Annotated in this window: 15 protein-coding genes; 9 read left to right on the top strand and 6 right to left on the bottom strand. The window is 67.3% G+C overall.

Annotated features, from left to right (window positions below; all coding sequences use genetic code 11):
- Positions 1–290 precede the first annotated feature (290 nt).
- The 5 genes from nirB to QFZ47_RS26175 all read left to right on the top strand — a co-directional run bounded on the left by nirB (position 291) and on the right by QFZ47_RS26175 (position 6,719).
- The gene (gene nirB / locus QFZ47_RS26195) at positions 291–2,771 is read left to right on the top strand and encodes a nitrite reductase large subunit NirB (RefSeq protein WP_307658411.1); all 2,481 of its coding nucleotides are present in this window, start codon (positions 291–293) and stop codon (positions 2,769–2,771) included.
- A 20-nt stretch (positions 2,772–2,791) separates the two neighbouring features.
- Positions 2,792–3,220: a nitrite reductase small subunit NirD gene (nirD, locus tag QFZ47_RS26190; protein WP_307658410.1), complete on the top strand. Its 429-nt coding sequence runs from the start codon at positions 2,792–2,794 to the stop codon at positions 3,218–3,220.
- Between the two features lie 16 nt (positions 3,221–3,236).
- Positions 3,237–4,088 (top strand): uroporphyrinogen-III C-methyltransferase, encoded by an 852-nt coding sequence (cobA, locus tag QFZ47_RS26185; RefSeq protein WP_307658409.1) that lies wholly within the window; start codon positions 3,237–3,239, stop codon positions 4,086–4,088.
- Positions 4,089–4,150: 62 nt separating this feature from the next.
- Positions 4,151–4,963: a formate/nitrite transporter family protein gene (locus QFZ47_RS26180; protein WP_307658408.1), complete on the top strand. Its 813-nt coding sequence runs from the start codon at positions 4,151–4,153 to the stop codon at positions 4,961–4,963.
- A gap of 22 nt (positions 4,964–4,985) precedes the next feature.
- Entirely contained in the window at positions 4,986–6,719 is a 1,734-nt protein-coding gene (locus QFZ47_RS26175) for a bifunctional protein-serine/threonine kinase/phosphatase (protein WP_307658407.1), read from the top strand.
- A gap of 66 nt (positions 6,720–6,785) precedes the next feature.
- Here QFZ47_RS26175 and QFZ47_RS26170 read toward each other — a convergent pair whose 3' ends face one another.
- The 4 genes from QFZ47_RS26170 to QFZ47_RS26155 form a co-directional block, all read right to left on the bottom strand.
- Positions 6,786–7,424 carry a L,D-transpeptidase gene (locus tag QFZ47_RS26170; RefSeq protein ID WP_307658406.1) on the bottom strand — a complete coding sequence of 213 codons (639 nt, stop codon included), beginning with the start codon at positions 7,422–7,424 and terminating at the stop codon, positions 6,786–6,788.
- Between the two features lie 37 nt (positions 7,425–7,461).
- A complete protein-coding gene (locus QFZ47_RS26165; RefSeq protein ID WP_307658405.1) occupies positions 7,462–7,758 on the bottom strand; it encodes a proteophosphoglycan ppg4 in 297 nt (98 codons plus the stop codon).
- A 132-nt stretch (positions 7,759–7,890) separates the two neighbouring features.
- Positions 7,891–8,130: a hypothetical protein gene (locus QFZ47_RS26160; protein ID WP_307658404.1), complete on the bottom strand. Its 240-nt coding sequence runs from the start codon at positions 8,128–8,130 to the stop codon at positions 7,891–7,893.
- Positions 8,131–8,156: 26 nt separating this feature from the next.
- On the bottom strand, positions 8,157–8,417 hold the full coding sequence (locus tag QFZ47_RS26155) for a hypothetical protein (RefSeq protein ID WP_307658403.1): 261 nt from the start codon (positions 8,415–8,417) through the stop codon (positions 8,157–8,159).
- Between the two features lie 261 nt (positions 8,418–8,678).
- Between QFZ47_RS26155 and QFZ47_RS26150 the strand changes: the two genes are divergently transcribed.
- From QFZ47_RS26150 to QFZ47_RS26140, 3 genes are all read left to right on the top strand, one after another.
- Positions 8,679–9,518 carry a DUF6502 family protein gene (locus tag QFZ47_RS26150; RefSeq protein ID WP_307658402.1) on the top strand — a complete coding sequence of 280 codons (840 nt, stop codon included), beginning with the start codon at positions 8,679–8,681 and terminating at the stop codon, positions 9,516–9,518.
- A 2-nt stretch (positions 9,519–9,520) separates the two neighbouring features.
- Positions 9,521–10,885, top strand: coding sequence for a DUF5666 domain-containing protein (locus QFZ47_RS26145; RefSeq protein ID WP_307658401.1), 1,365 nt, complete (start codon positions 9,521–9,523; stop codon positions 10,883–10,885).
- A gap of 102 nt (positions 10,886–10,987) precedes the next feature.
- Positions 10,988–11,917 (top strand): L,D-transpeptidase, encoded by a 930-nt coding sequence (locus QFZ47_RS26140; protein ID WP_370880616.1) that lies wholly within the window; start codon positions 10,988–10,990, stop codon positions 11,915–11,917.
- A 10-nt stretch (positions 11,918–11,927) separates the two neighbouring features.
- Here QFZ47_RS26140 and QFZ47_RS26135 read toward each other — a convergent pair whose 3' ends face one another.
- Positions 11,928–12,080 carry a hypothetical protein gene (locus tag QFZ47_RS26135; RefSeq protein WP_307658399.1) on the bottom strand — a complete coding sequence of 51 codons (153 nt, stop codon included), beginning with the start codon at positions 12,078–12,080 and terminating at the stop codon, positions 11,928–11,930.
- A gap of 189 nt (positions 12,081–12,269) precedes the next feature.
- On the opposite strand from QFZ47_RS26135, the gene QFZ47_RS26130 reads away from it, so the two are divergent.
- Positions 12,270–12,779, top strand: a complete 510-nt coding sequence (locus tag QFZ47_RS26130; RefSeq protein WP_307658398.1) for a universal stress protein — start codon at positions 12,270–12,272, stop codon at positions 12,777–12,779.
- 20 nt (positions 12,780–12,799) lie between these two features.
- On the opposite strand, the gene QFZ47_RS26125 is transcribed toward QFZ47_RS26130, so the two are convergent.
- Complete coding sequence (locus QFZ47_RS26125; protein WP_307658397.1) at positions 12,800–13,021, bottom strand: hypothetical protein; 222 nt, start codon at positions 13,019–13,021, stop codon at positions 12,800–12,802.
- Between the last annotated feature and the right edge of the window lie 12 nt (positions 13,022–13,033).

The raw sequence follows: 13,033 nt of genomic DNA, 5'->3' as shown, positions 1-13,033 counted from the left end.
TTGACCGGTCGGCCGGCTCGTTGGAAGTGCCGGACGGTTGTTTGCAGCAGCGGCGGAAGCAGGCACGTTCCTTGCATGGCTGTACGCACACGGTGTAACGAAGCACTGTTTTGGTGAGGTTTCCGCGGTCTTGCGGATTCCCGGAGCGTGAAGAGCGCCCAGCACCCCCGCCCGCGCTCCGCAGGCATCCCTACCTCCTAAACCCCCCGTCCGAACGATGCGGCCCCGCAAGGCTGCATTGGGCATTTGCATTTGTTTCGAATCAGCTGATTCCCGAAAGGCCCCACCCTATGAAGAAACTCAAACTCGTGATGGTCGGCAACGGCATGGCCGGCGTGCGCACGCTCGAGGAGCTCCTGAAGCTCGCCCCGGACCTGTACGACATCACCGTCTTCGGTGCCGAGCCGCACCCCAACTACAACCGCATCCTCCTGTCGCCCGTGCTCGCGGGCGAGCAGACCGTGGACGAGATCGTGCTCAACAGCTGGGCCTGGTACACCGAGAACAAGATCACCCTGCACGCCGGCAAGAAAGTGGTCGAGGTCGACCGCGTCAAGCGCATCGTGCGCGCCGAGGACGGCACCGAAGCCCCCTACGACCGCCTGCTCATGTGCACCGGCTCCAACCCCTTCATGCTCCCGGTGCCCGGCAAGGACCTGAAGGGCGTCATCGCCTACCGCGACATCGCCGACACCGACTACATGATCGAGACCGCCAAGACCCACAAGAGCGCGGTCGTCATCGGCGGCGGCCTGCTCGGGCTGGAGGCGGCCAACGGCCTGATGCTGCGCGGCATGAGCGTCACCGTGGTGCACGTCATGCCCTGGCTGATGGAGCGCCAGCTCGACGACGTGGCCGGCAAGCTCTTGCAGAAGTCGCTCGAAGACCGGGGCCTGAAGTTCCTGATCGGCGCCCAGACCCAGGAACTGGTCGGCGACAGCAATGAGGGAAAGGATGGCCGCGTCAAGGCCATCCGCTTCAAGGACGGCACCGAAGTGCCCGCCGACCTGGTCGTCATGGCTGTCGGCATCCGCCCCAACACCGAGCTGGCCGAGAAGATGCGCCTGCACTGCCAGCGCGGCATCGTCGTCACCGACACCCTGCAGACCGTGACCGATGCGCGCATCTACTCGGTGGGCGAATGCGCGGCCCACCGCGGCATCGCCTACGGGCTGGTCGCCCCCCTGTTCGAGCAGGCCAAGGTCGCGGCCAACCACCTGGCCCAGTTCGGCATCGGGCGCTACCTCGGGTCGCTCACCTCCACCAAGCTCAAGGTCACGGGCATCGACCTGTTCAGCGCCGGTGAGTTCATGGGCGGCGAGGGCACCGAGGAGATCGTCATGAGCGACCCCTTCGGCGGGGTCTACAAGAAACTGGTCATCAAGGACGACAAGCTGGTGGGCGCCTGCCTGTACGGCGACACGGTGGACGGCAGCTGGTACTTCAAGCTCTTGCGCGACGGGCGCAGCGTGGGCGACATCCGCGACAAGCTGATGTTCGGCGAATCCAACATCGGCGACACCGGCCACGAGGGCCACAGCAAGGCCGCCAGCATGCCCGACGAGGCCGAGGTGTGCGGCTGCAACGGCGTGACCAAGGGCACCATCTGCAAGGCCATCAAGGACAAGGGCCTGTTCACGCTGGACGAGGTCAAGAAGCACACCAAGGCCAGCGCCAGCTGCGGCTCGTGCACCGGGCTGGTGGAGCAGATCCTGATGTTCACCGCCGGCGGCGACTACTCGGCCACGCCCAAGAAGAAGGCCGTGTGCGGCTGCACCGACGCCAACCACCAGGACGTGCGCGACGCGATCCGGCGCGAGCACTACCTCACGCACGACGAGGTCTACCGCAACCTGGGCTGGCGCACGCCCAACGGCTGCGCCACCTGCCGCCCGGCGGTCAACTACTACCTGATCAGCACCTGGCCCAAGGAGGCCAAGGACGATCCGCAGAGCCGCTTCATCAACGAGCGCAGCCACGCCAACATCCAGAAGGACGGCACCTATTCCGTCATTCCGCGCATGTGGGGCGGCCACACCACGCCCGACGAGCTGCGGCGCATCGCGGACGCGGCCGACAAGTACCAGATCCCGACCGTCAAGGTCACGGGCGGCCAGCGCATCGACCTCCTGGGGGTGAAGAAGGAGGACCTGGAAGGCGTCTGGAAGGACATCGGCATGCCCTCGGGCTTTGCCTACGCCAAGAGCCTGCGCACGGTCAAGACCTGCGTGGGCAGCGAATGGTGCCGCTTCGGCACGCAGGACTCCACCCAGATGGGCAAGGACCTGGAGCGGGCGCTGTGGGCGATGTACTCGCCGCACAAGGTCAAGCTGGCGGTCTCGGGGTGCCCGCGCAACTGCGCCGAGGCCGGGATCAAGGACGTGGGCGTGATCGGGGTCGACTCGGGCTGGGAGCTGTACGTGGGCGGCAACGGCGGCATCAAGACCGAGGTGGCGCAGTTCCTGGTGAAGGTGAAGACGGCCGCCGAGGTGATGGAGTTCACCGGCGCCTTCCTGCAGCTGTACCGCGAGGAAGGCTGGTACCTGGAGCGCACGGTGCACTACATCGGGCGGGTGGGGCTGGATTATGTGAAGAAGAAGATCCTGGAGGACGCGGAAGGCCGCAAGGCGCTGTGGGAGCGGCTGCAGTTCGCCCTCGATGGCGAGCCCGATCCGTGGTTCGAATCGAGCCAGGCGCAGGTGGATGTGCGGCAGTTCACGCCGGTGGCGGTGGTGGACGACGTGGCGGACAAGGCCACGCAGGCCGCGTGAAGGACAAGGAGCAACAAGCCATGAGCAACGACAACAACAACCACGGCACCAGCAGCGAATGGAAAGTGATCTGCCGCGTCGAGGACATCCCGGTGCTGGGCGCCCGCCGCGTGGCGCGCCCGGTGGGCGTGAACGTGGCGGTGTTCCGCAATGCCGAGGACCAGGTCTTCGCGCTGCTGGACCGCTGCCCGCACAAGGGCGGGCCCTTGAGCCAGGGCATCGTGTTCGGCACCAGCGTGGCCTGCCCGCTGCACAACTGGGCCATCGGGCTCGATGACGGGTGTGCCAAGTCGCCCGACGAGGGGTGCACGCCGCGGTTTGCGGTGAAGGTGGCCGACGGCGTGGTGCATCTCGATTCGAACGAACTCGCCACGCATGCGCTCGACCTGGCGTCCCCTGTTGCAGGCCCGGCGAACCGCGCCTGCCTGCCCGAAGACACGACCGCCTGACACGGCCGAGCCACACATGAGCCTCACCCTGACTTCCTCGACCCCCGCAACGCGCGCCGCAACGGCTGCGGATCGCGAAGCCGGCGCGCAGTCCGTGCTGCGGGGCCGCTGCACGCTCGTCGGTGCCGGACCCGGCGATCCCGAACTGCTCACGCTGAAAGCGCTCAGGGCGATCCAGTCGGCCACGGTCCTGCTGGTCGACGACCTGGTCAGCGACGACATCGTCGCGATGGCGGCGCCCGGCGCACGCGTGATCCACGTGGGAAAACGCGGCGGCTGCAAGAGCACGCCGCAGAGCTTCATCGAGCGGCTGATGATCATGGCCGTTCGCGAAGGCGAGCACGTGGTCCGGCTCAAGGGCGGCGACCCCTTCATCTTCGGCCGCGGCGGCGAAGAGGTCGAGCACCTCGCGCAGGCAGGCATTCATGTGGACGTGGTGAACGGCATCACGGCCGGCCTGGCCGGCTTGACTTCGCTCGGCGTGCCGCTGACGCATCGCGCGCATGCACAGGGCGTGGTGTTCATCACCGGCCATGCCAAGCCCGGCTCGCCGGGCCCCGACTGGCGCACGCTGGCCGCCACGGCCCATTCGGCACGCTTGACGCTGGTCATCTACATGGGCGTGTCGAGCGCAGGCTCGATCCAGGACGAACTGCTGAGCGGACTGCCGCCGGCCACGCCCATCGTGGTGGTCCAGAACGCCAGCCTGCCATTGCAGCGGCACGCCGTCGGCACGCTGGCGACGCTGCAGCGCACGATTGCCGACAACGGCCTGTGCAGCCCCTCGATCATCGTGGTCGGCGATGTCCTGCAAGGACTCGCGGCCGCTTCAGCCTCCGCGCACCCCGCGCTGGAGAAGGCCGCCTGACGCGCGGCCCCCCTTCCCTTTTTCCGTTCAGCTTCTTCTTCTCAATCCAAAGAAAAAACGCCATGGCCTATCTGCAGCCTTCCGAATTCGTCACCAAGATGGTGGACGCCGGTGAATCCAAGATCTTCATGTCCACGCGCGACACGCTGATCCGCGCCTTCATGGCGGGCGCGATCCTCGCGCTGGCGGCGGTGTTCGCCGTCACCATCAACGTGCAGACCGGCTACTCGATCATCGGGGCGATCCTGTTTCCCGTCGGCTTCTGCATGCTCTACCTGCTCGGCTTCGACCTGCTGACCGGCGTGTTCGTGCTGACGCCGCTCGCGCTGATCGACAAGCGCCCCGGCGTGACCATCGGCGGCGTGCTGCGCAACTGGGGCCTGGTCTTCGTCGGCAATTTCCTCGGCGCCTTTCTCGTGGCCGTGCTGATGGCGATCGTCTTCACCTTCGGCTTCACGAGCCCGCCAGACAAGGTCGGCCAGGTGATCGCCACCATCGGCGAGGCACGCACGCTGGGCTACTCCAGCCACGGCGCCGCGGGCATGCTGACGCTCTTCGTGCGCGGCATGCTGTGCAACTGGATGGTGTCCACCGGCGTGGTGGGTGCGATGATCTCGACCTCGGTGACCGGCAAGGTGCTGGCCATGTGGATGCCGATCATGGTGTTCTTCTTCATGGTGTTCGAGCACTCGGTGGTCAACATGTTCCTGTTTCCGTCGGCACTGCTCATGGGCGGCAATTTTTCGGTCATGGACTACATCATCTGGAACGAGATCCCGACCGTGCTCGGCAACCTCATCGGCGGCTTGTCGTTCACGGGCCTGACGCTGTACGCCACGCACGTGCGCACGGCGCCCAAGCGCGTTCCCCGCTGAATCCGGCTGCCGCCGCCCCACGATGCGTCCCGGACTCGCGATCTCCATCGGCCAGTACTCCGACAAGGGACGCAAGGACGCCAACCAGGACTTCCACGGCGCCGCCCTGCCGCAGGCGCCGGGCCGCAGCGCGAAGGGCGTGGCGGTTGCGATTGCCGACGGCATCAGCAGCAGCGACGTCAGCCACGTGGCCAGCGAGTCGGCGGTCCGCAGCTTCCTGACCGACTACTACTGCACTTCCGACGCTTGGAGCGTGAGCCGCTCGGCGCAACGCGTGCTCACGGCCACCAACGCCTGGCTGCACGCGCAGACCCAGAATGGCGGCGGCCGTTTCGACAAGGACCGCGGCTACGTCTGCACCTTCAGCGCGCTGGTCATCAAATCGACCACGGCGCACGTCTTCCATGTGGGCGACACGCGCGTCTACCGCTGGCATGCAGAAGCGCTCGAGCAACTGACTGAAGACCATCGCGTCTCGGTGGCGGAGGGGCACAGCTATCTGGCCCGGGCGCTGGGCGTGGGCCCGCATGTGGAGATCGACTACCAGGCCCTCGCCATCGAGAAAGGCGACGTCTTCCTGTTGACGTCCGACGGCGTCCATGAACATGTGGACGCGGCCGTCATCAGGGCCGCGCTCGATGCCCACCCCGGCGATCTGGACGCCGCGGCAAAGAACATTGCCGAGGAAGCGTACCAGCGCGGCAGCCCCGACAACCTGACGGTCCAGATCGTGCGAGTCGACGGGCTGCCCGATGGCGACATCAATGAGCTCCAGGCGCAGCGCGCGGCGCTGCGCCTGCCGCCTGTGCTCGAGGCGCGCATGCGCTTCGATGGCTACACCATCGTGCGCGACCTGCACCGCAGCAGCCGAAGCCACATCTACCTGGCGGTCGACGACGACACGGGCGAGCGCGTCGTACTCAAGACGCCGTCCGTCGACCTGCAGAACGACGAGGCCCATCTCGACCGCTTCCTGCTCGAGGAGTGGGTGGCGCGGCGCATCGACAGCGCGCATGTGCTCAAGCCGCATGTTCCGCAGCGCAAGCGCAACTACCTCTACACGGTCATGGAGTTCGTCGACGGGCAGACGCTGGCGCAATGGATGGTCGACAACCCGCGCCCCAGCCTGGAGCCGGTGCGCGGCATCGTGGAGCAGCTGGCCAAGGGGCTGCAGGCCTTTCACCGCATGGAGATGCTGCACCAGGACCTGCGGCCCGAGAACATCATGATCGATCGCACGGGCACGGTGCGGATCATCGACTTCGGCTCGGCCTGGGTGGCGGGCCTGGGCGACAGCAAGCTGGCCGACCCGGCCCAGGTGCTGGGGACGGTGCAGTACACGGCGCCCGAATACTTCTTGGGCGACGGCGGCTCGGTGCAGTCCGACCTGTTCTCGCTGGCCGTGATCGTCTACCAGATGCTGACCGGCCGATTGCCCTACGGCGCGCAGGTGGCACGCATCCGCACGCGCGCGGACCAGCGCAACCTGCAGTACCGGTCCGCGCTGGATGCGCAGCGCGCCATCCCCGCATGGATCGACGAAGTGCTCCGCAAGGCCCTGCACCCCAACCCGCTCAAGCGCCATGAAGCGCTGTCGGAATTCGTCGAGGAGCTGCGCCAGCCCCACCCCGACTTTTTGAACCGGCGCGGCACGCCGCTGCTCGAGAAGAACCCCGCGGTCTTCTGGAAATGCGCCACCTTGCTGCTTGGCATTGCGGTGGTGGTGCTGCTTGGCGTGGTCAGCCTGCGGACCTGAACCCGGGGCCGCTCAGCCATGCCCGGTGCGTGGTCGAGCGAGCGTCGACGCGCCGCAGCCTCTTGTTCAGAGTGCAGAAGGCCGCAGGAAGTCGAAGCGCTTGCGTGCCGGCATGGTTTCGGGAAGCACGTAAACCACCCCGCGGCGCGTTCCCAGCGCGGGCTTGATGTAGGCGTCGTAGAAGGCGGCCGGCACATTGATGCAGCCGTAGGAAATGCGGTTGTCCGCCACGCTCGGAGATGCCAGCCGTTGCAGGCGGCGCTCCGACTTGACGTTGGCGCGCACCCGGTGCATGGAAACGGCTGCGTCGTAGTCGATCCACACGATGTCCTCGCCCTTGGTGTTGCGCCCTGGCTCCGTCTTGAAGCGCCCCGCCGGGGTCGTACGCTCTTCGGGCCGAATGCTGGCTATTTCGCGCTCGCCGATGCCCGGCACGGAGTCGTCGCCGCGCGCCAGCCCCAGCAGCACGGGCGACGAACCCTGGAGCCGGCCCGTGGCATCGAAGACGAAGACACGGGCATTCTTCTTGTCGACGACCGCGAACGGTGCGGCCCGGTTGTCCGCTGCGGCAACGGCGGCCCGCGCGAGCCACTGTGCATCTTCCGCGGCCGCCAGCGTTGCGGTCGAGGTCGATAAAAGAGCAAGCGGAACGAGCACGGCAAGCGCGCGGCTCGCTGCGCTCGATCCGGGCTTCACAGCATTCATGAATCGGCCGTGCTGCGTGGGATCGGATGCCCCACGTTCAGTTGCGGTCGGCGCGCGCACGCCGCATCGCAGGCGTGTCGCCCGAGGCGGCCATGGTGCTGCCTGAACTGCTGCTGGTGTCGGTCGACCCTTGGGCCGTGGGCGCGGAGCTTCCCGAAGTGCCGCCGCTCTGCGGGGTCACGCCCGTGGTGCCCATGGGACCGCCCGACGGATTTTGCTGGCCTGCTGCGGTCGCCGGATTGGCGGGCGCCGTGGTGGGCGGGTTGCCTTGCGCGAATGCTGCGCCTGCGGCGCCCAGGGCAAGTGCGGCAATGAGTCTGGAAGTGCTGTTCATGGTCATGTCTCCTGAAAATGCCGGCAGTCCCCGGCAGAAAAGGCCGTGCCGAGCCGGATGCCCGACCTCGGGAAAGCTAGGTCCTTGCCGGCCGCGCCGGGTCGGTTCGCAGCGCGGCATGGTGTAGGAGGACTACCTCTTGGCGTCCGCGTCGCGGCCCTCCTCCGCCTTGTCCTTGTCTTGCGGCGCCTTGGGCAGCTTGACCTTTGTCACCGTGACGGAAACCGGATCGCTTGCGGGAAATGATTCCTCGACCCCGCTGTCCAGCGCCTCCTCGCTCGGCGCCTGTTCGGTCGGCTTGGCGGGCTCGACGGGCGGCTTGCCGTGGTTCTTGGATGTGGGAAAGGGAAAGGCTTTTTCAGAAGAAGTCATCTTGGGCTCCTCGGCTGTCCAGGCGCTCAGGGCTTGGACGGCTCCTGGTTGGTCTTGGGGCGGAGGTCTTCCCGCAGCCCGAAGGCTGCGGAATCGTCGTGGCGCGAGGCCTCCGCGTTCTTGCGCTTCTGCGCCATCCCTTCGGCTGGCGCCGGCGCCGAGTCCGGCTCGCCGGCGACCGAAGAACTGCTCGCGAATTTTTCGCCTGCGCCTATGTTGTCCACGCCGCCGTCGGTGGTGGGCCGCGATCCGTCGCCTGAACCGAGGCTTCCGGGTGCTCTGTTCATGTCGGTTGACTCCTCTGTTCGCCCAAGGAACAAGTTGGAACGAACCGATTCTGGGAGCGGCCCCGGTCCCGCGCGTAGGACGACACCAGCGTCCGTTAGTCGGAAGCCTCCCCGCCTCGGCGGCTTTTTCAAGGTTGTTGAATGAAGTCTTTTTTGTGCGATCCTCGGCGACGCGGACAATAGTGCACTGATCGACGGCCCGGGCCTTTTTCAGTCCGGACCGCCGCACCGCAACCGCATCAGAAGAAACGCTTCATTTTCATGGAACACCAGCTCGACTGGGCACTGGCCGCCTGCGCCCGCATCCTGCGGCCGGTGGTCCGGCTCGCCCTGGCGATGGGGGTCAAGCATCCGCACCTGGAAGTCGTGCTGCGCGACCTGCTGCTGGAAGAAGCCACCCGCTCCTGGCGCCAGCAGGGGGTGGCAAAACCCAACATCAGCCAGCTGTCCGTCACCACCGGGCTGAACCGCAAGGCTGTGACGGCCAAGGTCCGCGAAACCGCCGACGTCCTGCCCCACACTGAAATTTCGGCCGCGGCCAAGACTTTCACGCTGTGGCTGCAGATGGTGTCGGAAAACCAGGCCTTCCAACGCCTGCCGATCACCTCCGACGGCGACGATGCGCCCTCCTTCGAAACCGTGGCCAGGCTTGGCAGCCGCGGCAATGTGCACCACCGAACCATCCTCGACGAGCTGGTGCGCCTGAACATGGTGGCCGAACAGGACGGCTGCGCCGAACTGAGGGCCAGCGGCTTCGTGCCGGTGGACGACCTGCAGTCGATGCTGGCGTTCCTCGGCGACAACGGCCGCGACCACCTGCTGGCGGCGGTGTCCAACACGCTGGGCGAAGAACCCCGCATGCTCGAGCGCTCGGTGTATGCGCGCGGCCTCGGCTTGCAGGATTGCGAAAATATCCACCAGCTGGTGCGCGACCGCTGGGCTGCCCTGCACCTTGAGCTGGCGGGCGAAATGAACCGCGCGGTCGACCGGGCGCCCGACGGCGCCAAGGGGCGCATGCGCGTCGGGATCTACACCTACTATGAAGACGAGGCGGCGCCGGGTGCGCCTCCCGTCCCCGAGCAGCGGGAAAAGGGGAAATGATGATGAAGAACCACCTCCGATGGATGCGCGGCATCCTCTTTGCCGGGGCGATGGCCTTGCTGCTCTCGTGCGGGGGCGGCGGTGGCGGCGGCACGGGTTCGGCAGGCAGCCTGGGCGGCATTGCCGGAAGCGGCGCGACGGGCTCGGCCAGCGATGGAACGGGCACGGGAAGCACCGGGACCGACGGCACGGGTGGAACAAGCGGCACCGGTACCGCGGGCGGTTCCGACGGCACAAGCACCGCTGGCAACGGCAGCGGCGACGGCTCGGGCGTGGGCTCGGGCGGCACCGGCGTGAGCACCGCCGACGCCACCGGCATCGGCTCCGTGGGCGGGCTGGGCAGCATCATCCTGAACGGCGTGCGCTACGACACGGACGCCGCCATCACCAACCTCGAGGACGCCACCGAGCTGCAGATCGGCATGAGCGTGCGCATTGCCGGCAAGATCGACAGCGAGTTCACCGCGGCCACGGCGCAGCAGGTCGATTCGGCCGCCGAACTGCGCGGTGCCGTGTCCGGCATCGATGTCGGGGGCGACAGTTTCATCGTGATGGGCACCACGGTCACCGTCGACAACGCCACCATCTGGAGCGGTGCGAACAGCCTGGCTCAGGTCGTGGCCGGCAGCGTGGTGCAGGTCTGGGGCCTGCCCTCTGCGCCGGGCAGCCTGCGCGCCACGCGCGTCGAACTGCAGCCCGCATCGACCGAACCGCTGGTGACCGGCACCGTGCAGAACCTGGACCGGCTCGGGCAGCGCTTCACGCTGGGGCAGCTCACGGTGCGCTACGACAATGCCGCGTTCTCGGGCGGCATCGACGCATCCACGCTGGCCGAGGGCGCGATCGTCCGCGTGCGCGGCAGCGCCGCGCCAGTTCTGGGCTTGTTCACTGCAAGCAAGGTGCAGGGCTGGTATGCGGTGCCATCGCAGAACGCCGCGGCAGTGCAGCTGGCGGGTGTCATCACCGACTACAGCGGGCTCAATGCCTTCAAGGTGCTGGGTACGGCCGTCGATGCGACGAATGCGCTCGTCACGGGCGGCCCTCGGGCTTCGATCGGCAACGGCGTCAAGGTCGAACTCGACGGCTTCATGACCAGCGGCGTCCTGGTGGTGAAGAAGCTGCGCATCCGCTATATCCCCGGCACCGGCGGGCCGGTCGCCTTCACGCTGATCGGCGCCATTGGCAACTATCTGTCGCCCTCGAGTTTCGTGGTGAAGGGCCAGCTGGTGAACGCCAGCAGCCCCGCAACGGTCTTCGAGAACGGCACCGTCGCCGACCTGGCCAACGGACGCCGCGTCACCGTGGTCGGCAATGCGGTGGTGAATGGCGTGCTGACCGCGCAGACCGTCAGCTTCCTTCCTCCCTGACGAGGTCGGCCGCAGCCGCGCACCGGGGAACTCGCCCAGTCTTCCGGGGCACCAACCAGTCAGGGCCGGCGCTCCTCGCCTGCCCTGGCAGGTATGAAGCAAATGGGAGCAGAAAAGAACACAGGCGCAGCCGTTCTCGGCGCCCTGCGCCGTGCCGTGCGGGCGCTCGTGCTGGCCGCGCTCGCGGGGGCAGTTGCCACCTCCTGGGCCGATCCGACGCGCCTGCGCCAGGCTTTCACGGAACAGGTCGATCGCCGGCTCGAGCCGCCACCGGAGGAGGCGCAGCGCTACGGCAATCTTGCGCGCGATGAACTCAGGCGCGCCGGCATCGCTGGTGACCAGTCCGAATACGCCCTGCTGGTGGATCGCAGCGCCTCGGTCCAAGCCATCTTCGTCTTCTGGCTGCCGGCCGGCGGAGCGCCCGTGCTGATCGGTGCGGCGCCGGTATCGACCGGGCGCCCCGGCGGATTCGAATACTTCGAAACACCGCTCGGTGTGTTCGAACATTCGGTTGCGAACCACGATTTCCGCGCGGAGGGTTCGCGCAACGAGTTCGGCATTCGCGGCTATGGCGAAAAGGGAATGCGCGTCTTCGATTTCGGATGGCAGCAGGCCCGGCGCCTGTGGGGCCGGGGCGGCACGAGCACGATGCGGCTGCAGATGCACGCCACCGATCCGAACCGGCTGGAGCAGCGGCTGGGCAGCGCGCAATCGAAGGGCTGCATCCGCATTCCGGCCAGCCTGAACCGGCTGCTCGACCGCCTGGGCGTGCTCGATGCCGACTACCTCAGGGCCAAGGCCGAGGGCACTGCGCCATGGGTGCTGCCGGCGGACCAGGCGCCCATTGAAGGCGCCGGGCGCTACCTCATCGTCGTCGACACGGGACGGTTCGAACGGCCCGCCTGGTCGCCGCCGCCGCCCGGGTCCAGGGCCGCGGCGCCCAGCCCGATCGGCGCGGGCACGATGTTCACGATGCGGGTGAAGAGCGCCTCGCCGAGTCTGGAAAACAGCAGTTCGCCCTCCTTGCGGTGATGCCGCTTTTTCAGGAAATTCGTCCACGTAGAACAGCATGGCCCGCGAAGTCGGGCGGGGTTCCCTTGCGGCGGTGTTGTTCGAGCAGCATGATGATGGAGCGCAGCATGGCGGCGAGCGCCGCATGCTCCTGGCGAATGATGCGAACGGTGGCGTGGGTCATGAATGGCTCCTGTGCGTACCCGAGGATCGCGGTTCCGGCCCCGCACAGGGTTGCCGCAGATCAAACGCGATGCATGCCGTTTGCATCCTTGCGCCTGCGAGAACGCCTTCGCTTGATCCGCATCAAGCCGCGCCTCGCACCGGTCCGGACACTGGCCGCATACCCACCTCAAACCAAAGCGAGGACACCATGTACCAGCGAATTCTTGTTCCTGTCGATGGAAGTTCGACATCCAGCCACGGCTTGGGCGAAGCCATTCGCCTTGCCAAGGTCACCTCGGGGCGCCTGCGCCTGATCCACGTCATCGACGAACTCTCCTTCGCCCTGGCGATGGACGCCTACTCGGGCCGCACGGACGACTGGCTCAACGAGCTGCGCGCTGCCGCCACCAGGCTGATCGAGGAAGGCAAGGCAAGGGCTGCCGCCGAAGGCGTCGAGGCCGACTCGGTGCTGTGCGACAACTTCAGGGGGGCCGTTCCCGACCGGGTCACGGCCGAAGCGGCTTCCTGGCCCGCGGATCTGATCGTGCTGGGAACGCACGGCCGGCGCGGCCTCGGCCGCATGGTGATGGGCAGCAGCGCGGAGCAGATCCTGCGCAGCGCGAGCGTTCCGGTGCTGCTGGTGCGCGCCCCCGAATTGCATGCCAAGGCGGAAGCGGCGCGCTTCACGATGCCGGACGGCGCCGTGGCGAGCCAGTAGGCCGGTGCGCCGTGCCGAGCCTACCCATCCAGCGGCACGCCGCCGCCGAAATGGCTGATCCACTGGTCCAGCAGTTCCTGCTGGACGGCCTTCGCCGACTGCTGCCAGGCGGCCAGCATGCCCCATTGGACCTGCTGCGCCTGCAGCACGCTCGCGCCGCAGGCCGTCTGCCAGTCGAGCAGGGAGCGAAAGTAGGCATCGGTCCATGCCGATGCGGGTGTCGCAGGAACGTTGCTGTTCATCGTGTTCTCCTT

Origin of the sequence: Variovorax paradoxus, from assembly GCF_030815975.1 — a bacterium.
GTDB classification, from domain to species: Bacteria; Pseudomonadota; Gammaproteobacteria; order Burkholderiales; family Burkholderiaceae_C; genus Variovorax; species Variovorax paradoxus_N.
Note: the sequence above shows the minus strand (reverse complement) of the source record. Positions and strands in the feature narration are given on the sequence as shown.